Source organism: Kitasatospora sp. A2-31 (genome assembly GCF_022288725.1).
Classification (GTDB): Bacteria; Actinomycetota; Actinomycetes; order Streptomycetales; family Streptomycetaceae; genus Kitasatospora.
Genome location: NZ_JAKNTA010000008.1, coordinates 301,745 through 323,856, shown reverse-complemented (window position 1 = coordinate 323,856; position 22,112 = coordinate 301,745). Strand labels below are relative to the sequence as shown.

The window sequence follows — 22,112 nt, the reverse complement described above, 5'->3', positions numbered from 1 at the left end:
CTCCACGGGTGCCCGCCCACCGGCATGTTCGCGTTCCGGGGCGGCGCGAGCGCCTTCCGGAGCCCGGGAGGGCCCGCCGGGACCCGCAGGGGCGCACGGGAGCCCCGCAGGGGCTCCAGCGGCTCTCAGGGGCAGCGGACGACCTGACCGGCGTACGCGAGGCCGCCGCCGAAGCCGAACAGCAGCACCGGGTCACCGGGCGAGAGCTCGCCGCGCTCGACCAGCTTGGAGAAGGCCAGCGGGATGGACGCGGCCGAGGTGTTCCCGGAGTCCACGACGTCCCGGGCCACCACCGCGTCGGTGACGCCCAGCCTGGACGCGATCGCGTCGATGATCCGCAGATTGGCCTGGTGCGGCACGAAGCCCTTGAGCTCGGCGGCGTCGATCCCGGCCTTCTCGCAGGCCTGACGGGCCAGGGGGGCGATCTGGGTGGTCGCCCAGCGGAAGACCGACTGGCCCTGCTGGCTGATGACCGGGTCCCAGCCGGTGATCACCACGGCATCGCCCCGCTCCGGCTCCGAGCCCCAGACCACCGGGCCGATGCCGGGCTCGGCGCCCTCCTCCTGGGCCTCCACGACCGCGGCGCCGGCACCGTCACCGAAGATCACACAGGTGGACCGGTCGGTCCAGTCGATGGTGTCCGACATCCGCTCGGCCCCGATCACCAGCGCGACGCGGGCCGCGCCGGCCCGGATCGCGTGGTCGGCGGTGGCCAGCGCGTAGGAGAAGCCGGAGCAGACCGTGTTGATGTCGTAGGCGGCGGGCGCCCGCACGCCCAGGCGGGCGGCCACGGCGGCGGCGGTGTTGGGGCTGCGCTCGATCGCGGTGCAGGTGGCGACCACCACCAGGTCGACGTCGGCGGCGGTGCGGCCGCTGTTCGCCAGCGCCTTCTGGGCCGCCTCGGTCGCGAGGTCGACGAGCGTCTCGCCCTCGGCGATGTGCCGGGTCCGGATCCCGACCCGGCTGCGGATCCACTCGTCGTCGGTGTCGACCAGCACCGCCAGATCGTCGTTGGTGAGGACCTTGGGGGGCTGGTAGTGCCCGAGTGCCACAATGCGCGAACCGCTCATAAAGCCACTCAACCGGGTTACCCGCTGGTCAGCGGGGCGCGACCGGCTACAGGATCCGACCCGGGAAGCTGTAGGAGGCCCACAAGAACCGTTGCGGCGCCCGGGTCGTGGGCCGGTCGCGGCGGGAACGCGACGGGTGTCCGACGCGGGTCCGACGGGCGTTCCACGCGCGTGCGGCGGGTCGCTCAGGCGGCCAGCGAGGCCGCGTCGCCCATCACGATCACCGGGTGGGCGGCCGGGTCGAGGGTCCGGATCAGCTCGGCCATCTTGTCCTCCGGTATCGAGACGCAACCGTGGGTGGGGCCGTCGTGGTCGACGTGGATCCAGATGCCGCCGCCCTTCTTCGAACCCATCGGGCGGCGCGGGTCCAGCGGCGAGTTCCCGGGGACGCGGTTGTAGTTGATCGCGATCACGTAGTCGAAGGAGCCCTCCAGCTGGTCGCCGAAGAAGCCCGTTCCCGAGACCACGAAGGCCGGGTCCTTGTCGTACGGGAGCTTGCCGCCCGGGTCGGCCTTGCGGCCGCCGGCGTCGGTGAGGCTGAAGACACCGATCGGGCTGCGCAGGTCGCCCTCCTTGTGATCGGTCGTCCAGCCGTTGTTGCCGTTGTGGCCCTGCCAGGTCTCGCCGGCCAGCCAGCGGCCCTCGGGGGTGCGGGTCCAGAGGGTCACGCTGTTCTTGTTGCCGTTCTTGTCCTGTCCGGAGGCCAGCACCACCTGGGTGGTCTCGGCGGGTATCCGGGCGGTGAAGGCGGCGCCGAGCCCGGGTATCGCGGCCACCGAGGCGTCCGGCCGGGCCTCGCTGCGGGCGGCGGCGGGGGTCTCGCCCTGCCGGTCGGCGGCGGCCTGGGCGGCGGGGGCCGCGGCCTGCGGGGCGGGCTGGTCCGGGGTGGAGACCCCCTCGGGGCCGGGGCCGTCGGCGGCCGTCACGCCGGGCTTGGCGCCGTCCTGGCCGACGGTGTACCAGCCGGCGGCGGCCGCGAGCAGCAGCGCGGTGCCGGCGGTGATGGCCTTGCCGTGACGCTTCTTCTTGGGCTTGCGCCGGTGGCCGCGGGCTGCCGTCCGGGAGCCGACCGGGGCCGGGGCGTCCGGGGCGGCGGGGTCCGCCGACGGCTCGGGCACCGGGGCGGGGGCCGGCGCGAAGACGGAGTCCGGGTCGTAGGAGGGGCCCTGCTCGTGGCCGGGGTCCGCTTCGTGGCCGGGGTACGGCCGGAACGGCTGGTCGTAGGCGTCGAACCCGGCGTCGAAGCCGTCATGGCCCTCGAAGCCGCCGTGGCCCTCGTAGCCGCCGTGGCCCTGGTAACCCCCGGGAGCCTGGCCGGCCTCGTGGCCCTCGTACGGCTGGTACGCGCCGTAGGCCTGGTTCGCGCCGGTCCCGTACTGCTCCGAGGCGTCGTACGCCGGGTAGGACGCCTGCTCGTACACCCCATAGGACGGCTGCGGCACCTCGTGTCCCGGCTCGTGCATCGGCTCGTACGGCGGGTACGTGGTGGCGCGATGGGAACCGGACATGTGGCCGATCCTGCCAAACCAACGGCCCGTAGGGAAACCCGGGTCCTGTGCGGGGGCGGTGAAGGCTGTGCCGACCCCGTGGAGACGCACCGCCCCCCGGGCCGCGAGGCGGGCCCGGGGGGCGGTGGACCGCGCTGCTGGGAGCGGGTCAGAGGCGCATGGCCTGCGGGGTCTCCCGACGCATCAGATCCGGGCCGTCGTACTCCCGGATGACCTCGTAACGGGTGTTCCGCTCGACCGGGCGGAAGCCGGCGTCCCGGATCAGGCCGAGCAGGTCGTCGCGGCCCAGCTTGTTCGGGGTGCCGAAGTTGTCCGCGTCATGGGTGATCTTGTACTCGACCACCGAGCCGTCCATGTCGTCCGCGCCGTGGCTGAGCGCCAGCTGGGCGGTGGTGATGCCGTGCATCACCCAGAAGACCTTGACGTGCGGCACGTTGTCGAAGAGCAGCCGGGAGACCGCGAAGGTCTTCAGTGCCTCGGCGCCGGTGGCCATCTCCGTGCGGGCCATCAGCTTGTTGCGCACGACGCCGTCCTTGGAGTCGTGGAAGTCGTGCTGGTAGCGCAGCGGGATGAAGACCTGGAAGCCGCCGGTCTCGTCCTGCAGCTCGCGCAGCCGCAGCACGTGGTCGACCCGGTGGCGCGGCTCCTCGATGTGGCCGTAGAGCATCGTCGACGGCGTCTTGAGGCCCTTGCTGTGGGCGAGCCGGTGGATCCGCGACCAGTCCTCCCAGTGGGTGTCGTGGTCGACGATGTGCTGGCGGACCTCCCAGTCGAAGATCTCGGCGCCGCCGCCGGTCAGCGACTCCAGGCCGGCGTCGATCAGCTCGTCCAGGATCTCGTCGGCCGGCAGGCCGCTGATCCGCTCGAACCAGTGGATCTCGGTGGCGGTGAAGGCCTTCAGCGAGACGTTCGGCAGCGCCGCCTTCAGCTCCCGCAGCGAGCGGGGGTAGTAGCGCCACGGCAGGGTCGGGTGCAGCCCGTTGACGATGTGCAGCTCGGTGAGCGAGTCCACCTCCATGGCCTTGGCCAGGCGGACGGCCTCCTCGATGCGCATCGTGTACGCGTCCTTCTCGCCCGGCTTGCGCTGGAACGAGCAGTACGCGCAGGACGCGCTGCACACGTTGGTCATGTTCAGGTGGCGGTTGACGTTGAAATGGACGACGTCGCCGTTCTTCTGCGTCCGCACGTGGTGGGCGAGGCCGCCCAGCCACGCCAGGTCGTCGCTCTCGTAGAGCGCGATCCCGTCCTCACGGGTCAGCCGCTCACCCGCGTAGACCTTCGCCTCCAGCTCGCGCTTGAGCCCTGCGTCCATGCGGTGCCCCGCCTCCTCCGACTTCGAATCAATGCCGGAACGAGCGTACGCCTATGCCCGGCTCAGACCGCGAGCAGCTCCGAGAGCAGCGCCGGGTCGATGTTGCCGCCGCTGACCACCGCCGCCACGACCTGACCGCCGACCTCGTCCGAACGGTGGAAGTACGCCGCCGGCGCCACCGCACCGGAGGGCTCCGCGACCAGCCGGCCGCGCCGGGCCAGCAGCGCCACCGTCGCCCGGATCTCCTCCTCGGAGACCGTCACGATGTCGTCGACGTAGGCGGTGAGGTGCTGGAACGGCAGCTCGCCGACGGACGGCGTGCGCAGGCCGTCCGCGATGGTCCGGTAGGTGTCGGCGACCGGCCAGCTGAGCCGTTCGCCGGCCCGCAGGCTGGCCTGCGCGTCCGCGGCCAGCTCGGGCTCGACGCCGACCACCCGGACGCCCGGGCGGGTGAGCTTGAGCGCCGCCGCCGTCCCGGAGATCAGTCCGCCGCCGCTGACCGGCACCAGCACGGTGTCCAGCTCCGCCGGGGCGTCCTCGGCGATCTCCAGGCCGACCGTGCCCTGGCCCGCGATGATGTACGGGTCGTCGTAGGGCGGGACCCAGACGTAGCCGTGCCGCTCGGCCAGCTCGACCGGCAGCGTGTCCCGCTCCTCCGGCGCGACGACGACCACCTCGGCGCCGAACGCGCGGGTCGCGTCGATCTTAACCGCCGGCGAGGTGTCCGGCATGACGATGACGGCCTTGATGCCGAGCAGCCCGGCCGCGTACGCCACCGCCTGCGCGTGATTGCCGCTGGACTGGGCGACCACGCCGCGGGCCCGCTCCTGCTCGGTGAGCGCGGCGAGCCGGTTGTACGCGCCGCGGGTCTTGAAGGCGCCGGTCGGCTGGAGGTTCTCCGGCTTGAGCCAGAGCCGGCGCTCCGCGGAGCCCGCCCACGGGGCGGGGACCAGCGGTGTCCTCACCGCGACCCCCGCGATCCGCTGCCGAGCCGCCCGCAGCTCCTCCAGTCCGACCAGTGCCATCGCGTTCACTCCCCTTCGGCGAGCGGGAGTTCGCTGACCCGGTTCTCCCACTTCGTGGAGAGTACGACGGTGGTGCGGGTCCGGGCCACGCCCTTCGTGCCCGAGATCCGCTTCACCACCGACTCCAGGCCGGCCACGTCGGCCACCCGGACCTTGAGCATGTAGGAGTCGTCACCGGCGATGAACCAGCAGTCCTCGACCTCGCTGAGGTCCTTCAGCCGGAACGCCACGTCCTCGTGGTCGGCCGCGTCGGTGAGCTGAAGGCCGATCAGGGCTGTGACGCCGAAGCCGAGCGAGGCCGGGTTGACCGTCGCCCGGTAGCCGGTGATGACCCCGGCCTGCTCCAGCCGGTTGATCCGGTCCGTGACGCTCGGGCCGGAGAGGCCCACCAGTCGGCCCAGCTCGGCGTAGGACGCACGGCCGTTCTCCCGGAGCGCCTGGATGAGCTGTCTGTCCACCGTGTCCATATACCGTCCGCGTCCTTCCGAACCTCACCAGACCCACAGATCATTATCCGGATTCAAAGGCGCCGTGCGCGGAACAACCCGGATATCGCAGAGAACATACTCTCCCGGTTTCCGCTTCCTCACGCCCCCTCACTCCGGTGGCGCGGCGTCGCGCGCGGCCGCGCCCAACTCGCCCTCCCAGCGCCGGTACAGCGTGTGCGGCACGCCGACGGCGTCCAGCACCCGGCCGGCCACGAAATCGACCAGTTCGCGGACGGTGGAGCCGCCGGCGTAGAAGCCGGGCGAGGCGGGGAGCACGACGGCGCCCTGCGCGTCCAACTCGACCAGGTGCTTCAGGGTGACCCCGTTGAGCGGCGCCTCGCGGACGCAGACCACCAGCGGGCGGCGCTCCTTGAGGGTGACGCTGGCGACCCGCTGCAGCAGGTCCTTGCTCAGGCCGAGCGCGATCCCGGCCACCGCGCCGGTGGTGGCGGGCACGACCAGCATGCCCTTGGCCGGGTAGGAGCCGCTGGACGGCCCGGCCGCGAAGTCCCCGGCCGACCAGTAGCGCACGTCGTCGAGCTCACCGGCGTCGGTGCCCAGCCAGGCGGCCAGGTCGGTGCGCCAGTGCGCGTCGCGGAAGGAGATGCCGGTCTCGTCCAGGATGGTGAGCCGGGCCGCCCGGCTGACCACGAGGTCCACCGCCTCCCCCGCGGCGAGCAGCGCCCGGATCACGGAGGCGGCGTACGGCGTTCCGGACGCGCCCGAGACCCCGACCACCCACGGCTGACGCTTCGCTGTTCCCATGCCCCCTTTCTATACGGCGGGCCCCGCTTCCCCACGGTGGGCCCCGCGGCGGGTCCATCCGGCTTCACCCCTGGGAGGATGGGCGGCATGGCAGCGACCCTCGTCGACCTCACCCACCAGGTGACCACCGCGATGCCGGTCTACCCCGGCGACCCGGCCGTCGTCCTGGAACCGGCCCTGACCACCGCCACCGCCGGGGTGAACGTGCTGGCCCTGCACCTCGGCTCGCAGTCCGGCACCCACGTGGACGCGCCGTACCACGTGGACGTCACCTGGCCCACCCTGGACGGCCTGCCGCTGGAGCGGTTCACCGGTCCGGCGGTCGTGGCCGACCTGCGCGGTCTGGAGCCGCGCGCCGAACTGACGCCGGAGCTGATCGCCCCCGCGCTGGAGCGAGCCGGAGCCGGCACCGTCCTGCTGCTGGCCACCGGCTGGGCCCGGCACTGGGGCACCGACGCCTACCTCGCCCACCCCAGCCTGACCGCCGAGGCGGCCGAGGCGATCGTCGCGGCCGGGGTGCGGACGGTCGGGGTGGACGCGCTCAGCGTCGACCCCACCCCCGACCCCGGCCCCGGCGATCCGGCGGTGGCCGCACTGCTCGCGGACCTGACCGACGAGCACGACCAGCCGGGCGCCGCGGAACCCACGCTGGCAGCGCACCGGGTGCTGCTCGGAGCGCCCGGCGGCGGGGTGATCGCGGAGAACCTCACCGACCTGCGGAAGCTCCTGGACGCCCAACGGGCCGGACGGCCGGTGGAGGTCTCGCTCTTCCCGCTGCGGCTGGCGGCGGCCGACGGCGCACCGGTCCGGGCGGTGGCGCGGCTGGGCTGACCGCCCACCCGCAACGAACGCCTGCCGGACACTTGGTCTAGACCATGCCCGGCGGGCGCCGCTACGCTGTCAGCCCATGGCAGAGATCATCGGAGTGATCGAGCGGCTCTGGCGCTACCCCGTGAAGTCCACCGGCGGTGAGCGGCTCGACTCCGTCGAGGTCGACGACCGCGGCCTGGCCGGCGACCGCCTCTACGCCGTGCGCGACGGGGCCGGCAGGCTCGGCTCCGGGAAGAACACCCGGCGCTTCCGCCGGATGGACGGCCTGCTCCGCCTCTCCTCCCGGCTCGGCCACCGGCTCGACCGGCCCGAGCTCCTCGACCCGCTCGGCCGGCCGGTCGCCGACCCGACCGCCTTCCTGCGCGCCTACCTCCTGCGCCCGGACGTCGCGCTCGCCCGCGAGGACGCCGTCTCCCACTTCGACCAGCTGCCGGTCAGCGTGCTCACCACGGCCACCCTGGACTGGGTGCGCGAGGCCGCGCCCTCCGCCGTGGTGGACGAGCGCCGGTTCCGCCCCAACATCCTGCTCCGCACCCCGCCGGGTACCCCGCCGTTCGTCGAGGACACCTGGTTCGGCCGGGAGGGGCACGGAGGCACCGGGGTCCGGCTCGCCTTCGTCCGGGCCAGCGAGCGCTGCGCGATGACCGCCGCCGCCCAGCCCGGACTCCCGCACGCGCCGGAGATCCTGAAGGCCGTCGTCCACGCCCACGACGGCCGGCTCGACGCCCTGGCCGAGGTGGCCGCACCCGGGCGACTCAGCGTCGGTGACGCCCTCTCGCTCGGCCGACCCCACCCCTGAGAAAGTGTTGGGTAACTGGGTGATCACTCGCTCGTGAGGTCGTCGGCGAGGCGGCGGGCTGCTTCGATCTCGATGGGGCCGTGGGGTTCGATCGTCTCGTCGGCGAGGCGGGCGGCCATGAGGCGGATCATCGCGACCTTGATCATCGCTTCGGCGTGCGCGGTCTTGCGCTCGTAGTCCCGTGCCAACCGTCTGCACCGTCCCAGCCAGGAGAATGTCCGCTCGACCACCCACCTGCGGGGCAGCACCTGGAAGCCTTTCACATCCGCATTCCGGGGCACCGCGACGATCTCCAGGTTCTCCCGCTCCGCCGCCCAGCCGACGAGCCCCGCATCGATCGCGTTGACGTAGCCCCCGTCCACCCACACCAGTCCGACCTGCGGAAACGCATCGCGGACACCGGCGAGGACCAGCTTCGCCCCGGCGCGCTCCTGCACCGAGGCCGAGTGCACGACCGCCCGCAGCACGAGGCCGCAGGTGTCCACCAGAAGGTGCCGCTTGCGGCCCCGAACGCGCTTGCCCGCGTCGTAGCCGATGGCCTCGCCGCCCTGGTGACTGCGCACGGATTGTGAGTCCAGCACCGCCGCCGACGGCTGCGGATCTCGGCCGTCCGCCACCCGGAGCCGCTCGCGCAGCGCATCGTGGACCCGGTCCCAGGTCCCGTCCGCCGTCCAGGCGCGGAACCACCGGTAGGCCGCATCCCACGGCGCGAGATCGTGGGGCAGCAGCCGCCACGCACAGCCCGTGACCAGCACGTACAAGACGCTGTCCACGACGAGTCGACGAGGGAACTTCAACGGACGGCCACCCCGGCGCGGATCCCGCCCGGGCAGCAGCGGCTCGATCACCGCCCACTGAGCGTCCGTCAACGACGAGTCATAGGACGGCTTGCAGGAACAGGCACACATGGTGGTGATCTTCGCGGACCCGTCACCCACGAAGATCATCGCCAGCGCATCACGCCATGCAGTTGATCAATTACCCAACACCTTCTGAGGCACAAAACCCCAGGTCAGAGCCGCCGCAAAAGATTCCCGAAAAAGTTCGGAACCCACCTGCAACCCCCGTGGCCCCCACACGTCTGTGTAAGTGAGCGGCGGGGAAGCCCCCGCCGAGGGGACCGCAAGCGGCGCCGAGACAGCGCTTACTCCGCGAGTCCGGCCACCGCATCCGTACCACGGCTGCCGACCCGAGTCCGCAGCTTGAAACACCCTGGGGGGTATTCAGAATGTCCATCACCACGCGCGCCCGTCGTTCCCGCTCCACCGTCCTGACCGCCGCCACCCTCGGCGCGCTGCTGGCCACCGGAGCGGTCGTCTCGGCCCCCGCCGCGTTCGCCGCCGACGTCCCGCCGGCCGTCACCGCCCCGGCCACCACGGCGCCTTCCGCGACGGCCACCGAGGCCCCGGCCGCCAAGGCCCCGGACGCCCCGGCGGCCAAGACCGCCAAGGCCGCGAACGGGGCCGCCAAGCCGGAGCTGACCGTCAACCCGCCGGCGTCGATCGGCCACGGCGGTCAGGCGGTCGAGTTCACCGAGACCGTCACCAACCCCGGCACCGCCGAGGCGTCCTTCACCCTGAAGCTCGACGCGAGTGCCCCCGGCGCCCTTGGGACGGGCCGCATCGGCATCGACTACCGCGCCGCGGACGGCACCTGGAAGCCTGTCGCCCTGACCTTCGCCTCGCCCCACTTCACCGGCGAGATCTCCGGTGTGACCGTCGCCGCCGGCGCCACCAAGACCGTCCAGCTGCGCATCGCCGCACCGCTCCACAACGACTGGGGCAACGGGGACTCGCCCGTGACCCTCAGCTCCGCCGTGCTCGACCCGGCCGCCAGGACCGTCCTCGCCGAGAGCACCAAGGAGTTCACGGCCAGGGCCCTCACCGTGCAGGTGAAGGACGCGCCGACCAGCATGGTCGCCGGCGGCGCGCCGGCCGAGTTCGACGTCACCTTCACCAACGCCAGCGCCTCGCGCTACACCGACGTCGACAAGGTCGTGGTGGCCGACGGGCGCAGCACGCTCCAGGTCCGCAAGGCCGACGGCAGCTGGGAGAACATCACCGGCGAGGCCAGCAGCCAGCCCGGTTCCAAGCAGGTCACCTACCACCTCACCGAGGACAAGACCCTCGCCCCCGGCGGCAGCGACACCCGGCACGTCCGCTTCGCCTTCACCGCCGACGCCCCGCTCGGCAAGGCCTACCTCAACCCGTGGGCCGTGCAGCACATCCCGGGCTACATGGACGCCGCCCGCGGCCCGCAGTTCGCCGAGATCGACCTCACCGCCGCGCCGGTCGCCGCCAAGCCGGAGCTGACCGTCAACGCGCCCGCCTCGATCGGCCACGGCGGTCAGGCGGTCGAGTTCACCGAGACCGTCACCAACCCCGGCACCGCCGAGGCTCCGTTCACCCTGAAGCTCGACGCGAGCAACGGCTTCGCCCGCTCGAAGGACCGCATCGCCATCGAGTACCGCGCCGGGGACGGCACCTGGAAGCCCGTCACGCTGGCGTTCAGCCAGGGCAACGGCTTCCACTTCACCGGCGAGATCACCGACCTGGCCGTCGGCGCCGGCGCCACCAGGACCATCCACCTGCGCATCGCCACCCCGCTGAACAACGACTGGGGCGGCTCGGACTCGCCGATCAAGCTCAGCTCGGCCGTGCTCGACCCGACCTCGAAGACCGTCCTCGCCGAGAGCACCAAGGAGATCGTCGCCAAGGCCCTCACCGTGCAGGTCAAGGACGCGCCGACCACCGCCGTCGCCGGCGGCGCCCCGGCCGAGTTCGACGTCACCTTCACGAACGACAGCGGCTCGCGCTACACCGACGTCGACAAGGTCGTGGAGGCCGACAGCCGCAGCACCCTCCAGGTGCGCAAGGCCGACGGCAGCTGGGAGAGCATCACCGGCGTCGCCAGCGGCTCCGACCGGGTGACCTACCACCTCACCGCCGACAAGACCATCGCCCCGGAGAGCAAGGACACCCGGCACGTCCGCCTCGCCTTCACCGCCGACGCCCCGCTCGGCAAGTCCTACGTCCACCCCTGGGCCGTCCAGCAGACCCCCGGCTTCGCGCCCGCCGTCCGGGGCCCGCAGAACGTCGAGATCGAGCTCACCGCCGCGCCGGCCGCCACCGGCACCACCACGGGCACCACCGTCCGGAACGCCGGCTTCTCGACCACCACCACCGGCGGTACCACCACCGGCACCACCTCGGTGGCGGGCGGCGAGCTGGCCCACACCGGCTCCGACGGCATGGAGAAGGCCGCGACGGGCGCCGGCGCTCTCCTCCTGGCCGGCATCGGCGCGCTGTTCGCGTCGCGCCGCCGCCGCTCCGCCTGACGCCCCTCCAACGTCGAGCCCCGGCTCCCCGGCCCCCAACCGGAGAGCCGGGGCTCGGCCCTTTCCACGCGCGGGGCCGGCTCGGCCCGCGCGCCGGCCCGCTCAGCCGCGGATGAGGCAGAACGGGTGGCCGGCGGTGTCCGCGTAGACCCGCCAGCCTCCGGCGTCGCTCAACCGGGTGGCGCCGAGCGCGAGCACCTCGCGCTCGGCCGCGTCGAGGTCGGCCACCTCGATGTCCAGGTGCACCTGCTGCGGGTGGGCCGGGTCGGGCCACCGCGGCGGCCGGTGGTCGGCCACCCGCTGGAAGCAGATCACCGCCCCGTCCTCCGTGTGCAGGGTCGACCAGTCCGCGTCGAGCGACCAGCGCCGGTCCGGCCGGTCCACCTCACCGCCCAGCAGCCCCGCGTAGAACCGGGCCAGTGCGGCCGGGTCCGGACAGTCGAGCACGATGCACTGCAGCTTGCCGATCACGTGTCTCCTCCAGAGGTCGAGTGGTCCGATTCTTCCCGCCGGACGGCGGTCAGCGGGCGGTGGCCGCGCGGGCGGCGACGGCGGCGGCGAGCCGCTGGAGACCCTGCGGGGTGTGGCCGAGGAAGAGGTTCGGCTCGATCAGCTCCAGTTCCATCACCACCGGCTCCCGGGCCTCGTCCAGGGCCAGGTCGACCCGGGCGAAGAGCAGGCCGTCCGCGGCGGGGGCCGCCGCCAGGGCGGTCCGGGCGGTGCGCAGCTCCGCCTCGGTCGGCTCGTACGCCGTGAGGCCCGGGTGGGCGACCCGGTCGTTGTCGATGACGCCCGGCTCGGTCAGCACCGGCCCCTTGCGGATCGCGTGGCTGAACGCGCCGGCGACGAAGACCAGGGCGCGCTCACCCTCCGCCACCAGCGGGAGGTACGGCTGCACCATCGCCGTGCGGCCCTCGTCCAGCAGCATCCGGGCGTGGCGCAGGGCGTCCGAGGACCGGCCGGGCTCGTACCACGCGGTGTCGCGGGCCCCCGCCGAGACCGCGGGCTTGACCACCACGCCCGCGGGCCGGTCGAAGTCGGCCTCGGCGGCCGGCGCCCCCGGCTCGAGGATCCGCGTCGGCACCACGGGGACGCCCCGCTCGGCCAGCTCCAGCAGGTAGCGCTTGTCGCTGTTCCAGCGCACCACCGGCGCGGGGTTGAAGAGCCGGGTGGCGCGGGCCGTCGCGTCGGCCCAGGCCAGGAACTCGCCGAGCCGCTCCGAGTAGTCCCAGGTCGAGCGGATGACCGCCAGGTCGAACGCCTCCCACCCCGGGCGGTCGGCGTCCCAGGCCACCGGCTCGGCCGCCAGTCCCTCGGCGCGCAGAGCCTCGACGACCAGCGCGAGATCGGGGTCGTACTCCGCGTGGGCGAGGCTGGTCACGACGGCGATCCTGGCAGTGCTCACGCGGCTCTCCTGGGTCCGGATCCCGGGGGATCCTCGGTGTGGGTACGGCCGTGGCGAGCAGGGGGCTCACACGTCCGGGTGAACATCCTGCCCGGCTACGGGAATCTGCGGCAGGCTCTTTTCCCGTAGCTGACAGACCGTCAGCCGATCCGCCCGGCGATACCCGGAGAGGCCCCCATGGCGCACATCCCGAACGACCGCAAGTACACCAAGGACCACGAGTGGGTGGCGTCCCTGGGCAAGGACACGGCCCGCGTGGGCATCACCGACTACGCACAGCGCCAGCTCGGCGACGTCGTCTTCGTGGAACTCCCCAAGAAGGGCGACGCCTTCGAGATCACCGAGCCGTTCGGCAGCATCGAGTCGGTCAAGTCGGTGAGCGAGACCTACATGCCGCTCACGGGCACCGTCGCCGCCGTGAACGAGTCCCTGAACGACGAGGCCGAGCTGGTCAACAGTGACCCGTACGACGAAGGCTGGATGATCGAGATCACGTTCACCAAGCCGGCCGAGCTGGACGGCCTGCTCACCGCCGCCCAGTACGAGGCGTACATCAAGGCGGAGTCGGCCGAGTAGCGGCACCGCCCGCCCGGGTCGGCCGCCACCCGGCCGACCCGGGCCCGGCCCGGCCGGCTCAGGTCAGAAGCGCCGGTAGACCTCGCGGCGATACCCGGCAGCGAGGACCCACACGATGAGCCGGCCGTCCTCGATCGTGTAGACGATCCGGTAGTCGCCGGACGTCGAGGACGGCTCGGCCGAACTCGGCTACCGGATCGGTGAACGGGCCGCCGGCCGGGGCGTGGCCACGGCCGCCGTGCAGGAGGTCTGCCGGCTGGCCGCAGCCGGGTACGGGCTCTCCGCGCTCACCGCCGTGACGACCGTCGACAACCCGGCCTCCATGGCCGTGCTCCGCCGCACCGGCTTCACCGCCGTCGGGGAGGTCACGATCGACGACCGGCCGGGCGTCCGGTACCGGCGCGGCCTGACCGGCTGAGTGGGTTCAGCCGGCGGCGAGCTCCCGAGCACGGGCCACGACCTCGGGCGTCGCGGTGGCCAGGGAGCCGCTGTCGAACGGCGGCTGGGGGTCGTACTCGGTGAAGAGTTGGATGGCTCTGGCGGTGAACTCGTCGCTGAGCAACGCACAGAGCTGCAGGGCCAGGTCGATACCGGCGGAGACTCCGGCCGAGGTGAGGATCTTGTCGTGCCGGACGACGCGTTCCGCGGTGTAGGTGGCGCCGAACGTCTCCAGGTCGTCCATCGCCATCCAGTGGGTGGTCGCGGTGAGCCCCTTGAGCAGCCCCGCCTGCCCGAGGATGAGCGCCCCGGTGCAGACCGAGGTGGTGAAACGGGTCGTCTCGTGGATCCGGCGCACCCAGTCGATGAACTCCGTGTTGTTGAGCATCAGTCGCGCCCCGGCACCGCCCGGGACGAGCAGCACGTCGCAGGACTCGACCTCCGAGAACCGGGTGGGCACCTCCACGTGCAGGGAGCGCAGCACGTCGGTGACCCGCCCCGGTTCGGGCGCGACGAAGCGCACTTTGGCTTCCGGCAGGTTCGCCAGGAGCTCGTACGGACCGATGGCGTCGAGTGGCTCGTAGAGCTTGAAGAGCGGGATGACGATGTCCATGCCGGGGAGCCTAGGCAGGGACGCGTGGAGCCTGAGGACGCCTCTGCGGACACGCCCGGGGACGCGCGGCAAGTTCACGAGAACGGGTGCCGGGTTGTCTCAGCCCGGCAACCCCGCGGCCGGACGGGGGCCGCGCAGGGCGAGGCGAGCCCGGGCGACCCCGGCAGCCACCACGGCGGCCCCGCGCCCGACGGCGAGCGGTCTCGCCGCCAGGCCGGCACAGGCCCGGCAGATGCCGGGGCGGGGAACCGGATCGTGACACCCGGCGCATTCGGCGTACCCGGCCGGCCGAGGCTCGGGGGTCGTCCGTTCGGGCGGCATCTTCCGCTGCAGGCGGTTCCGGAGCAGGCCGACCGGGGAGCACACGTCCGAGGGCAGGCCGGGCAGCAGGGCCTGGACCAAGTCCGCCTCGGTGGAGCCCCTTTGCAGCCACTCGGCGACGAGCGGCGCGAGGGCCGCCGCCTCGCGCTCGCCGAGCCGCAGGCGCGGCTCGGGGCGGAGCACCCGGAACAGCAGGGCGACCGCGGCGGCGGTCTGCGGATCGGGCGACTCGGCCGGGAGGGTGGGTTCTTGTTCCGGGTTCTTTACGGGAGGGGTGACAGGGGCGCCACCTTCCGGCCCACCGACGTCCGGAGGGGTGTCACCCGGCGACCGGCGGGGCTGCGGCGTGTCGTAGACGTGCGCCTCCGAGCGGAGGGTGCCGTCGGGCATCCGGATCAGCTCGACGCGGTAGTAGCCCGCCTCGGTCAGCTCCTTGAGGGTCCGTCGGATGGTTCCGCGCCCGTGCGGGCTGGAGTCGGCGATCTGGCGCCCGTCCTCGCGCCAGCCGTCGGGCCGGGAGAGCAGGTCGGCCAAGAGGCCGCGGGCGGTGAAGCTGAGCCGACGGTCCTGGAGCAGGACGTTCGGAAGGACGGTGAAACCGCGCGCGTGCGCGCTACGATGAATCTGCATGGGGAGGTCCTGCTCCTGATGCCAGACCCCGGGGTGTTGGCGCACCGCTGGGGTCTTCTTCTTTTCTGCTTACGTCGCGGACCGTAACACGGTCATAACGCAGCGCGGTAGTCGGTCTGCGAAACAGTCAACTCCGTTCTTCAGCAGGCAGATTACGACCACGAACGGTCCTGCGGCCCGGACTCGGCCGGCCGGCGCCAAGAACAGCATCGCGGCGCGCACAAGGGGTCGATGAACGACAGGGGCCCCCGGGACGGAGGCCTCAACGTGGGCATCAGGTTGGCCGACACGCACGCCAACAGTCGAGCAAAGAGGTCCAATCGCTCCCCGCGAGAGACCCTGCGGCGCCCACCTCGACGAGCACCTCGGCGCGACCGCCCGGCGGCCGGGTCGAGGCCGGGCACCACCGGTTGGCGAGGGTGAAGCAAACCTTGCTGGCCGCACATGGTGCATATTGCAGCATGCTCGCCTTATGGGAGCTACAACTCGCATCACGGTGACGCTGCCGACGGAGCAGGTCGCGGAACTCAAGAAGCTCACAGACAACGTCTCCGGCTTCGTCGCCGAAGCCGTGGCCCGGCAGATCAGGAACCGGCTTCTTGGCGACGACCTCCGCCGCTACCAGGAGGAGCACGGTGCGTTCACCGAGGAGGAGCTTGCCCAGGCCCGCGCGGAGATCTTCGGATCGGGTGGATCTTCACAGGCAGAAGCAGCGTGACTGACCGATTCGAGACCCTGGTCCTGGATTCCCAGGGACTGTCCACCTTGGTCTCACAAGATCGCCGCGCAATGGCCCGGCTCCAAGTCTTTCAGGGTATGGGCGCAGACGTCGTCGTCTGCGCCAACACCATCGTGGAAGTCATGCATGCGCGCGTGAACATGGCTCGCCTGAACTGGGCTCTGTCTCGGGTCAAGATCGAGGCGGTCACGGAGGATGTGGCGAGAGACGCGGCGAACCTCCTGAAGCGAACCGGCTTGCACGGCCACAAGTACGCGATCGACGCGACCGTTGCCGCTTTGGCGCTCAGACAGCCCGGGCCGGTAGCCATGCTCGCCTCCGACGCGGACGAGATGCTCCGGCTCTGCGACGGCCGGGTTCGGCTCATCGCGGTCTGAGCGATATCCGCGTCCACTCAGCGCAGGGTGTCGAGCTCGGCGGTGACGGCGGCGCGGATCGCGTCGTGCCGCGGGGCGAGGGCGTACCGCTCGTCGCGCCAGTGGTCCGACGAGTAGAGCCAGACGGGCTTCTGGACGAGGTGCTCCGGCTCCCAGTCGAAGCGGGGCCAGACGTGGGCGTGCAGGAAGGGGTCCTTGTTGCCGAGGATCTCCAGGTTCACCCGGCGGAAGGCCGGATCGGCGGCCCGGCAGGCGCGTTCGACGGCCTCACCGAGCAGGTCCAGGTCCGCGAGGTAGGCGAGCCTGCGCGGGCGGGGCAGGTCGGAGAGCCGTTCGACGCCGGGCTCGTCGGTGAGCAGGATCGAGTACCCGGGCAGGAACTGCACGTCCCCGATCACGGCGAACCCGGCGTCGAGGCGGCGCATCACGGTCGGGTTCTCGCCGCGGAGGGCGCTGCCGATCCGGTCCTCACGGAAGTCCACGGATTTGTCGATCACGCTGCCGATGCTAGTGCCGCGGCCTTCCGAAAACCGCTTCGGCCGGACGTGCTCCCGCCTCTACGGTGACCTGGTGACGACTCAAGTGATCGTTTTGAACGGCGGATCGAGCTCGGGCAAGTCAGGGATCGTCCGGTGTCTCCAAGCAGTCCTGCCCGATCCGTGGCTCGCAGCGGCGATCGACTCGCTGATCGAGATGATGCCGGCGTCCATGCAGGCCTCGGACCTCGGGATCGACATCACCGACGACGGCGCGGTGACCATCGGCTCGACCTTCCGGGAGTTGGAGGCCGCGTGGATGGCAGGGGTCGCCGCGATGGCCCGGGCAGGGGCCCGGATCATCGTCGACGACGTGTTCCTCGGCGCAGCGGAGTCCCAGGCGCGCTGGCGGGACGTCCTCGACGGCCTGGAGGTGCTGTGGGTCGGCGTCCGGTGCGAGAGCGCGGTGGCCGCCGGCCGCGAGATCGCCCGCGGGGACCGGGCCCTCGGCATGGCCGCCCAACAGGCGTCCATCGTCCACCAGGGCGTGGTCTACGACCTGGAGGTGGACACCACCCACACCGAGTCCCTGGACTGCGCCCGAGCCATCGCCGCCCGGGTGCGGTGAGCGCCAGTCAGGCGGCGCCGAACTCGCCGGTGGCGGTGGCGGTCACGAAGGCCTGCCAGGCAGCCGGGGTGAAGCGGAGGCGCGGGCCCTCAGGGTCCTTCGAGTCACGAACCGAACCCGGGCGAGCGTCGTCCACCTCGATGCAGTTGTCGTTTGCGTTGCCGCTGCTGTAACTGCTCTTGCGCCACTGCTCAGTTCGATGCATCCGAGAACTCCTGGCGAGCGGTGGCGGTCACGAAGGCCTGCCAGGCGGCCGGGGTGAAGCGGAGGCGCGGGCCCTCGGGGTCCTTCGAGTCACGAACCGAACCCGGGCGGGCGTCATCCACCTCAATGCAGTCATTACTCTCGTTGCCGCTGCTGTAACTGCTCTTACGCCACTGCTCGACTCGGTGCATTCGCGTAGCCCTTCGCCGCCGATTCGATCAGGGCCAGGGACGCCTCCGGCGGCAGTGCGGCAGCCCTGACCAGATCGTAGGCCAGCGTGCACCTACCGACCAGCGCCGGATCGTCCACCAGGTTTCCCGTGAAGGGCCCCTCGACGTACGCGACCGGGGGCGCATCGTCGAAGGTCATCAGACAGAGCGGACCCACCATCAGCGAGTGCGCACCGACCGAATACGGGACCACCTGAATGAGCGCCTTCCTGCTGCGAATCAGCTCTCCAAGGTGAGCCATCTGCGCCCCCATCACGGCCGCTCCGCCGACTGGCCGGCGAAGGACTGCTTCGTCCAGGACGGCCCAATACTGCGGGGCTTTCGACTGCTCAAGCAGCTCCGTCCGTGCCATGCGCGCGGCCACAAGGGCCTCGTTGTCAGCTGCCTTCCTGAGCGGTTGCGCCGACTCGAACAGTGCCCGTGCGTAGTCGGGCGTCTGCATCAACCCCGGTACTAGCAGCGGTGAGGACTGGCTGATGGTTCTCGCCATCGATTGGAGTTCTGCTACATCAGCGAAGTAGTCGACGTACCGCGACGACCTCTTCACCATCTCGTACACCCGCAGCAGGTGGCCGTCGGTCTTGAGCACTTGGTCCAGCCGCTTCGACAGATCCTCCTGCGGCTTCCGCACCGCCACTTCCATCTGCCCGATGTAGCCGCCGGAGCAGAAGACCAGCTGCCCCAGGGCCTCCTGGCTCAGGCCGGCCTGCTCCCGGAGGCGCCGCAGCTCCGCGCCGTAGTACGCGCGGGGAGAGTGCGAGGGGTCGTGCTCGACAGCCATGCCATGCTCCTTCAAGGAACCGGTGTTTGGGCCTCAGGCCGCCCACACTAGTCAGCCGCCACGGCCGCCGGGACAGGAACAGCGATAGTGGGCTTGTCACACCAGCGCGTGACCCAGATCACATCCATGCCGGCGATGAGTTCCGCCCACTCCCCCGGTCTTACCGGCATGACCAACACGCTCACCGCCGCCCCGCTCGCCACCGCCCCCGCGACCCGGACCCTCCTCGCCGCGGGCGCTCTCGCGGGGCCGCTGTTCCTCACCGCGGGCATCGCCCAGGGCCTCACCCGCGAAGGCTTCGACTTCTCCCGCAACGCCATCAGCCAGCTCGCCCTCGGCGACGCCGGCTGGACCCAGACCGCGAACTTCCTCCTCGCCGGCGTCCTGATCCTCGCCGGCGCCGCCGGCCTCCACCAGGCCCTGCGCAACCGCCCCGGCGGCACCTGGGCGCCCCGCCTGGTCGCGGTGTTCGGCACGTCGTTCCTCCTCAGCTCGGCCTTCGAGGCCGACCCCGGGGCCGGGTTCCCGGTCGGCGCCCCCGAGGGCCGGGTGACCGGGCTGAGCGCCCACGGCGCCGTCCACATGGTCGGCGGCGCGGTCGGCTACCTCGCGCTCTGCGCCGCGTTCCTCGTCCTCGCCCGATACTTCGCCGCCACCGGCCGCCGCGGCTGGGCGATCGCCTCGCGCCTGATGCCGCTCGGCGTGCTGGCCGGCTTCGCCGGCTCCGGCGCCACCGTCATGGCCTTCACCATCGGCGCCGCGCTCGGACTCGCCTGGCTGAGCGCTGTCGCCGTCCGGCTCTCTGCGTGAGAATCATCCCCGGCAAGATCGAACTGACGACCTGACAGGAGAACCGCTGCCATGAGCACCGACGCCGTCAAGGGCCCCGCCAGCTACTTCCCCTCCATCGAGAAGAAGTACGGCCGGCCGATCGCGCACTGGAAGGACCTGATCCGCTCCTCCCCGCTCACCAAGCACATGGAGCTGGTCGCCTGGCTGAAGGCCGAGCACGGCCTCGGTCACGGACACGCGAACGCCCTCGTCAAGCACACGCTCGACGAGGGCGCCCGGTAGCCGCGCGCGGGGGTCAGATCCCCAGGCCGCGCACGACCAGGTCGACCAGCGCGAAGAAGAACAGCGAGATCCCGACGAACCCGTTCGTCTGGAAGAACGCCCGGTTCAGCTTCGACAGGTCGTTCGGCCTCACGATGGTGTGCTCGTAGACGAAGGCGCCGGCCACGACGGCGAGGCCGGTCCAGAAGGCGACGCCGGCGCCGGTCAGCACCGCGTACCAGCCGAGCAGCAACGTGGTGAGCACGTGGCAGACGCGGGCTCCCCACACCGCCGCCGGGATCCCGAAGCGGGCCGGCACCGAGCGCACGCCGCCCTCGCGGTCCGACTCGACGTCCTGGCAGGCGTAGATCAGGTCGAAGCCGCCGATCCAGATCCCCACCGCCGCGCCGAGCACGACCGCGTCCCAGGACCACGAGCCGGTGACGGCCAGCCAGGCGCCGACCGGGCCCATCGCCTGGGCCAGGCCCAGGATCGCCTGCGGGAAGTCAGTGAACCGCTTGCCGTAGGGGTAGACCACCATCGGCACCACGGCGACCGGCGCGAGCGCCAGGCAGAGCGGGTTCAGCAGGGCGGCCGCGCCCAGGAAGACCACCAGCGCGATCGCCGAGCCGATGTACGCGGTCTTCACCGCGACGGCGCCGGTGACCAGCTCGCGGCCGGCGGTGCGCGGGTTCCGGGCGTCGATCTCGCGGTCGATGATCCGGTTGGCGGCCATCGCGAAGGTCCGCAGGCCGACCATGCAGACGGTGACGATGAACAGCTCGCCCCAGTGCACCCGCTTGTCGGCGAGGAACATCGCGGTGAGGGCGGCGATGTAGGCGAACGGCAGGGCGAAGACCGAGTGTTCGATCATCACCAGCCGCAGGAAGGCCTTGACCTTGCCCGGCGGGACCTCGGGGAGGGCGGCAGCGGTGCTCATCAGAGCCCGTACTCCTTCCAGCGGCGGTCGACCAGGGCGGCGGTGGCCGGGTCGGAGGAGACCATCTCGGGCCAGCCGCCGTCCCGGGTGTAGCCCTCCTCGGGCAGCTTGCGGGTGGCGTCGATGCCCGCCTTGCCGCCCCAGAACTGCTGGTACGAGGCGTGGTCGAGGTGGTCGACCGGGCCCTCGACGACGGTGAGGTCGCGGCTGTAGTCGACGTTGCCGAAGGCCCGCCAGGCCACTTCCTGGTAGTCGTGGACGTCGCAGTCGGAGTCCACCACGATGATCAGCTTGGTCAGCGACATCATGTGCGCGCCCCAGATCGCGTGCATCGTCTTCTGGGCGTGCTTGGGGTACTTCTTGTCGATCGAGACGATCACGCAGTTGTGGAAGCCGCCGGCCTCGGGCAGGTCGTAGTCGACGATGTCCGGGATGATCACCTTCAGCAGCGGCAGGAAGAACCGCTCGGTGAACTTGCCCAGCGGGCCGTCCTCCGTCGGCGGCCGGCCGACCACGATGGACTGCAGGATCGGGCGGCGGCGCATCGTCACGCAGTCGATCTTCAGCGCCGGGAACGGCTCCTGCGGCGTGTAGAAGCCGGTGTGGTCGCCGAACGGCCCCTCCGGCAGCATCTCGCCCGGCTCCAGCCAGCCCTCCAGGACCACCTCGGCGTCGGCCGGGACCTGCAGCGGCACCGTCTTGCAGTCGACCATCTTCACCCGCTCGCCCGCGACGAAGCCGGCGAACAGGTACTCGTCGATGTCGCCGGGCAGCGGGGCGGTGGCCGCGTAGGTGACGGCCGGCGGGCAGCCGAAGGCGATCGCGACCGGCAGCCGCTCGCCGCGCCTCGCGGCGACCGCGTAGTGGTTGCGGCTGTCCTTGTGGATCTGCCAGTGCATGCCGATGGTCCGGCGGTCGTGCCGCTGGAGCCGGTACAGGCCGAGGTTGCGGACTCCGGTGTCCGGGTCCTTGGTGTGGGTGAGCCCGAGGTTGAAGAAGGAGCCGCCGTCGAGCGGCCAGGTGAAGAGGGCCGGCAACTCGTCCAGGTTGACGTCCTCGCCGGTGAGCACGACCTCGTGCACCGGGGCGTCGGTGGACTTCACGTGCTTCGGCGGCACGTGGGCCATCGAGGCGAGCTTGCCGAAGGCGTCCCGGAAGCCGGTGAAGCCCTGCGGCAGCTCGGGCTTCAGCAGACCGGCGATCTTGTCGGCGATGTCGTCGGGGCCCTTGAGCCCGAGCGCCTTGGCGAGCCGGCGCTCGGTGCCGAAGACGTTCATCGCCAGCGGCATCGAGGAGCCCTTGACGTTCTCGAAGAGCAGGGCCGGGCCCTTGGCCTTCTGCACCCGGTCGACGATCTCGCCGATCTCCAGATGGGGGTCCACCTCGGCCCTGATGCGCTTGAGATCGCCCTCGCGGTCGAGGGCCCGCAGAAACGAACGGAGATCGTCGTATGCCATGCCAGTCAGTATCCGCCACCCGATAGCCTGGCTCGGTCAAGGGCCCCCGTCGAAGCCGTCCAGCGGTTCGCGGCGCCCGCCGCCACCGCCGCCGGGGGAGATCGCCGCC

26 protein-coding genes and 1 pseudogene are annotated in these 22,112 nt (G+C 71.7%); 10 read left to right on the top strand and 17 right to left on the bottom strand.

The genetic code is table 11. The annotated features are described in order from the left end of the window. Positions 1-125 precede the first annotated feature (125 nt). From MCM47_RS23935 to MCM47_RS23910, 6 genes are all read right to left on the bottom strand, one after another. Positions 126-1,070, bottom strand: a complete 945-nt coding sequence (locus MCM47_RS23935; protein ID WP_238863738.1) for a beta-ketoacyl-ACP synthase III — start codon at positions 1,068-1,070, stop codon at positions 126-128. A gap of 185 nt (positions 1,071-1,255) precedes the next feature. Beyond that, the gene (locus MCM47_RS43380; protein WP_308222425.1) at positions 1,256-2,578 is read right to left on the bottom strand and encodes a L,D-transpeptidase family protein; all 1,323 of its coding nucleotides are present in this window, start codon (positions 2,576-2,578) and stop codon (positions 1,256-1,258) included. A 148-nt stretch (positions 2,579-2,726) separates the two neighbouring features. Then, positions 2,727-3,890, bottom strand: a complete 1,164-nt coding sequence (gene mqnE / locus MCM47_RS23925) for an aminofutalosine synthase MqnE (protein WP_238863737.1) — start codon at positions 3,888-3,890, stop codon at positions 2,727-2,729. Positions 3,891-3,952: 62 nt separating this feature from the next. Continuing rightward, entirely contained in the window at positions 3,953-4,915 is a 963-nt protein-coding gene (locus MCM47_RS23920; protein WP_238863736.1) for a threonine/serine dehydratase, read from the bottom strand. Positions 4,916-4,920: 5 nt separating this feature from the next. After that, positions 4,921-5,382 carry an Lrp/AsnC family transcriptional regulator gene (locus tag MCM47_RS23915; protein WP_238863735.1) on the bottom strand — a complete coding sequence of 154 codons (462 nt, stop codon included), beginning with the start codon at positions 5,380-5,382 and terminating at the stop codon, positions 4,921-4,923. 129 nt (positions 5,383-5,511) lie between these two features. Then, on the bottom strand, positions 5,512-6,168 hold the full coding sequence (locus tag MCM47_RS23910; RefSeq protein ID WP_238863734.1) for a UbiX family flavin prenyltransferase: 657 nt from the start codon (positions 6,166-6,168) through the stop codon (positions 5,512-5,514). Positions 6,169-6,255: 87 nt separating this feature from the next. Between MCM47_RS23910 and MCM47_RS23905 the strand changes: the two genes are divergently transcribed. Together MCM47_RS23905 and MCM47_RS23900 are read left to right on the top strand one after the other, a co-directional pair. Then, the gene (locus tag MCM47_RS23905) at positions 6,256-6,999 is read left to right on the top strand and encodes a cyclase family protein (RefSeq protein ID WP_238863733.1); all 744 of its coding nucleotides are present in this window, start codon (positions 6,256-6,258) and stop codon (positions 6,997-6,999) included. 76 nt (positions 7,000-7,075) lie between these two features. Beyond that, the gene (locus MCM47_RS23900; RefSeq protein WP_238863732.1) at positions 7,076-7,798 is read left to right on the top strand and encodes an MOSC domain-containing protein; all 723 of its coding nucleotides are present in this window, start codon (positions 7,076-7,078) and stop codon (positions 7,796-7,798) included. A 23-nt stretch (positions 7,799-7,821) separates the two neighbouring features. Here MCM47_RS23900 and MCM47_RS23895 read toward each other — a convergent pair whose 3' ends face one another. Further along, positions 7,822-8,706, bottom strand: a complete 885-nt coding sequence (locus MCM47_RS23895) for an IS5 family transposase (protein WP_238863051.1) — start codon at positions 8,704-8,706, stop codon at positions 7,822-7,824. Positions 8,707-9,026: 320 nt separating this feature from the next. Between MCM47_RS23895 and MCM47_RS23890 the strand changes: the two genes are divergently transcribed. Next, positions 9,027-11,135, top strand: a complete 2,109-nt coding sequence (locus tag MCM47_RS23890; protein WP_238863731.1) for an LPXTG cell wall anchor domain-containing protein — start codon at positions 9,027-9,029, stop codon at positions 11,133-11,135. 102 nt (positions 11,136-11,237) lie between these two features. Here MCM47_RS23890 and MCM47_RS23885 read toward each other — a convergent pair whose 3' ends face one another. Beyond that, positions 11,238-11,606, bottom strand: a complete 369-nt coding sequence (locus tag MCM47_RS23885; RefSeq protein WP_238863730.1) for a VOC family protein — start codon at positions 11,604-11,606, stop codon at positions 11,238-11,240. Positions 11,607-11,655: 49 nt separating this feature from the next. Further along, entirely contained in the window at positions 11,656-12,540 is an 885-nt protein-coding gene (locus MCM47_RS23880) for a RimK family alpha-L-glutamate ligase (protein WP_238863729.1), read from the bottom strand. A 177-nt stretch (positions 12,541-12,717) separates the two neighbouring features. Here MCM47_RS23880 and gcvH point away from each other — a divergent pair, with 177 nt between their 5' ends. Both gcvH and MCM47_RS23870 read left to right on the top strand, forming a co-directional pair. After that, positions 12,718-13,116: a glycine cleavage system protein GcvH gene (gcvH, locus tag MCM47_RS23875; protein WP_238863728.1), complete on the top strand. Its 399-nt coding sequence runs from the start codon at positions 12,718-12,720 to the stop codon at positions 13,114-13,116. 160 nt (positions 13,117-13,276) lie between these two features. Then, positions 13,277-13,534 (top strand): annotated as a pseudogene (locus tag MCM47_RS23870) (GNAT family N-acetyltransferase); the annotation flags it as partial. Between the two features lie 6 nt (positions 13,535-13,540). Here MCM47_RS23870 and MCM47_RS23865 read toward each other — a convergent pair. Next, positions 13,541-14,167 (bottom strand): DJ-1/PfpI family protein, encoded by a 627-nt coding sequence (locus tag MCM47_RS23865; RefSeq protein WP_238863727.1) that lies wholly within the window; start codon positions 14,165-14,167, stop codon positions 13,541-13,543. A 99-nt stretch (positions 14,168-14,266) separates the two neighbouring features. Further along, on the bottom strand, positions 14,267-15,118 hold the full coding sequence (locus MCM47_RS23860; RefSeq protein WP_238863726.1) for a helix-turn-helix domain-containing protein: 852 nt from the start codon (positions 15,116-15,118) through the stop codon (positions 14,267-14,269). Between the two features lie 472 nt (positions 15,119-15,590). Between MCM47_RS23860 and MCM47_RS23855 the strand changes: the two genes are divergently transcribed. Both MCM47_RS23855 and MCM47_RS23850 read left to right on the top strand, forming a co-directional pair. Continuing rightward, the gene (locus MCM47_RS23855) at positions 15,591-15,836 is read left to right on the top strand and encodes a type II toxin-antitoxin system CcdA family antitoxin (RefSeq protein ID WP_238863725.1); all 246 of its coding nucleotides are present in this window, start codon (positions 15,591-15,593) and stop codon (positions 15,834-15,836) included. Then, positions 15,833-16,234: a PIN domain-containing protein gene (locus MCM47_RS23850; protein WP_238863724.1), complete on the top strand. Its 402-nt coding sequence runs from the start codon at positions 15,833-15,835 to the stop codon at positions 16,232-16,234. Before MCM47_RS23855 ends, MCM47_RS23850 begins: the two co-directional genes overlap by 4 nt. Before the next feature lie 17 nt (positions 16,235-16,251). Here MCM47_RS23850 and MCM47_RS23845 read toward each other — a convergent pair whose 3' ends face one another. Continuing rightward, the gene (locus MCM47_RS23845) at positions 16,252-16,731 is read right to left on the bottom strand and encodes a diadenosine tetraphosphate hydrolase (RefSeq protein WP_238863723.1); all 480 of its coding nucleotides are present in this window, start codon (positions 16,729-16,731) and stop codon (positions 16,252-16,254) included. Between the two features lie 73 nt (positions 16,732-16,804). Between MCM47_RS23845 and cpt the strand changes: the two genes are divergently transcribed. Continuing rightward, a complete protein-coding gene (cpt, locus tag MCM47_RS23840; RefSeq protein WP_238863722.1) occupies positions 16,805-17,338 on the top strand; it encodes a chloramphenicol phosphotransferase CPT in 534 nt (177 codons plus the stop codon). Positions 17,339-17,345: 7 nt separating this feature from the next. On the opposite strand, the gene MCM47_RS23835 is transcribed toward cpt, so the two are convergent. Genes MCM47_RS23835 through MCM47_RS23825 form a run of 3 tightly spaced genes read right to left on the bottom strand, consistent with a single transcriptional unit; the run spans position 17,346 to position 18,553 of the window. Next, entirely contained in the window at positions 17,346-17,543 is a 198-nt protein-coding gene (locus MCM47_RS23835; RefSeq protein WP_238863721.1) for a DUF397 domain-containing protein, read from the bottom strand. Beyond that, complete coding sequence (locus MCM47_RS23830) at positions 17,530-17,733, bottom strand: DUF397 domain-containing protein (RefSeq protein ID WP_238863720.1); 204 nt, start codon at positions 17,731-17,733, stop codon at positions 17,530-17,532. The genes MCM47_RS23835 and MCM47_RS23830 overlap by 14 nt, the downstream gene beginning before the upstream one ends. Next, positions 17,708-18,553: a helix-turn-helix transcriptional regulator gene (locus tag MCM47_RS23825; RefSeq protein ID WP_238863719.1), complete on the bottom strand. Its 846-nt coding sequence runs from the start codon at positions 18,551-18,553 to the stop codon at positions 17,708-17,710. The genes MCM47_RS23830 and MCM47_RS23825 overlap by 26 nt, the downstream gene beginning before the upstream one ends. Before the next feature lie 168 nt (positions 18,554-18,721). Between MCM47_RS23825 and MCM47_RS23820 the strand changes: the two genes are divergently transcribed. Both MCM47_RS23820 and MCM47_RS23815 read left to right on the top strand, forming a co-directional pair. Further along, positions 18,722-19,363: a DUF998 domain-containing protein gene (locus MCM47_RS23820; RefSeq protein WP_238863718.1), complete on the top strand. Its 642-nt coding sequence runs from the start codon at positions 18,722-18,724 to the stop codon at positions 19,361-19,363. Positions 19,364-19,414: 51 nt separating this feature from the next. Continuing rightward, a complete protein-coding gene (locus MCM47_RS23815; protein ID WP_238863717.1) occupies positions 19,415-19,627 on the top strand; it encodes a DUF4287 domain-containing protein in 213 nt (70 codons plus the stop codon). A 13-nt stretch (positions 19,628-19,640) separates the two neighbouring features. On the opposite strand, the gene mqnP is transcribed toward MCM47_RS23815, so the two are convergent. Continuing rightward, on the bottom strand, positions 19,641-20,549 hold the full coding sequence (gene mqnP, locus MCM47_RS23810; protein ID WP_238863813.1) for a menaquinone biosynthesis prenyltransferase MqnP: 909 nt from the start codon (positions 20,547-20,549) through the stop codon (positions 19,641-19,643). Then, positions 20,546-22,003, bottom strand: a complete 1,458-nt coding sequence (locus MCM47_RS23805; RefSeq protein ID WP_238863716.1) for a menaquinone biosynthesis decarboxylase — start codon at positions 22,001-22,003, stop codon at positions 20,546-20,548. Before MCM47_RS23805 ends, mqnP begins: the two co-directional genes overlap by 4 nt. Positions 22,004-22,112 lie beyond the last annotated feature (109 nt).

What these genes read in the sequence shown, in the direction of transcription:
- MCM47_RS23820 (WP_238863718.1), top strand. Translation starts at nt 18,722, where the DNA reads ATGACCAACACGCTCACCGCCGCCCCGCTCGCCACCGCCCCCGCGACC.
- MCM47_RS23920 (WP_238863736.1), bottom strand. Translation starts at nt 4,915, where the DNA reads ATGGCACTGGTCGGACTGGAGGAGCTGCGGGCGGCTCGGCAGCGGATC.
- MCM47_RS23915 (WP_238863735.1), bottom strand. Translation starts at nt 5,382, where the DNA reads ATGGACACGGTGGACAGACAGCTCATCCAGGCGCTCCGGGAGAACGGC.
- gcvH (WP_238863728.1), top strand. Translation starts at nt 12,718, where the DNA reads ATGGCGCACATCCCGAACGACCGCAAGTACACCAAGGACCACGAGTGG.
- mqnE (WP_238863737.1), bottom strand. Translation starts at nt 3,890, where the DNA reads ATGGACGCAGGGCTCAAGCGCGAGCTGGAGGCGAAGGTCTACGCGGGT.
- MCM47_RS23935 (WP_238863738.1), bottom strand. Translation starts at nt 1,070, where the DNA reads ATGAGCGGTTCGCGCATTGTGGCACTCGGGCACTACCAGCCCCCCAAG.
- MCM47_RS23890 (WP_238863731.1), top strand. Translation starts at nt 9,027, where the DNA reads ATGTCCATCACCACGCGCGCCCGTCGTTCCCGCTCCACCGTCCTGACC.
- MCM47_RS23825 (WP_238863719.1), bottom strand. Translation starts at nt 18,553, where the DNA reads ATGGCTGTCGAGCACGACCCCTCGCACTCTCCCCGCGCGTACTACGGC.
- MCM47_RS23910 (WP_238863734.1), bottom strand. Translation starts at nt 6,168, where the DNA reads ATGGGAACAGCGAAGCGTCAGCCGTGGGTGGTCGGGGTCTCGGGCGCG.
- MCM47_RS23815 (WP_238863717.1), top strand. Translation starts at nt 19,415, where the DNA reads ATGAGCACCGACGCCGTCAAGGGCCCCGCCAGCTACTTCCCCTCCATC.
- MCM47_RS23865 (WP_238863727.1), bottom strand. Translation starts at nt 14,167, where the DNA reads ATGGACATCGTCATCCCGCTCTTCAAGCTCTACGAGCCACTCGACGCC.
- MCM47_RS23895 (WP_238863051.1), bottom strand. Translation starts at nt 8,706, where the DNA reads ATGTGTGCCTGTTCCTGCAAGCCGTCCTATGACTCGTCGTTGACGGAC.
- MCM47_RS23830 (WP_238863720.1), bottom strand. Translation starts at nt 17,733, where the DNA reads ATGCACCGAGTCGAGCAGTGGCGTAAGAGCAGTTACAGCAGCGGCAAC.
- MCM47_RS43380 (WP_308222425.1), bottom strand. Translation starts at nt 2,578, where the DNA reads ATGTCCGGTTCCCATCGCGCCACCACGTACCCGCCGTACGAGCCGATG.
- MCM47_RS23860 (WP_238863726.1), bottom strand. Translation starts at nt 15,118, where the DNA reads ATGCAGATTCATCGTAGCGCGCACGCGCGCGGTTTCACCGTCCTTCCG.
- MCM47_RS23805 (WP_238863716.1), bottom strand. Translation starts at nt 22,003, where the DNA reads ATGGCATACGACGATCTCCGTTCGTTTCTGCGGGCCCTCGACCGCGAG.
- MCM47_RS23900 (WP_238863732.1), top strand. Translation starts at nt 7,076, where the DNA reads ATGGCAGAGATCATCGGAGTGATCGAGCGGCTCTGGCGCTACCCCGTG.
- MCM47_RS23855 (WP_238863725.1), top strand. Translation starts at nt 15,591, where the DNA reads ATGGGAGCTACAACTCGCATCACGGTGACGCTGCCGACGGAGCAGGTC.
- MCM47_RS23905 (WP_238863733.1), top strand. Translation starts at nt 6,256, where the DNA reads ATGGCAGCGACCCTCGTCGACCTCACCCACCAGGTGACCACCGCGATG.
- MCM47_RS23835 (WP_238863721.1), bottom strand. Translation starts at nt 17,543, where the DNA reads ATGCATCGAACTGAGCAGTGGCGCAAGAGCAGTTACAGCAGCGGCAAC.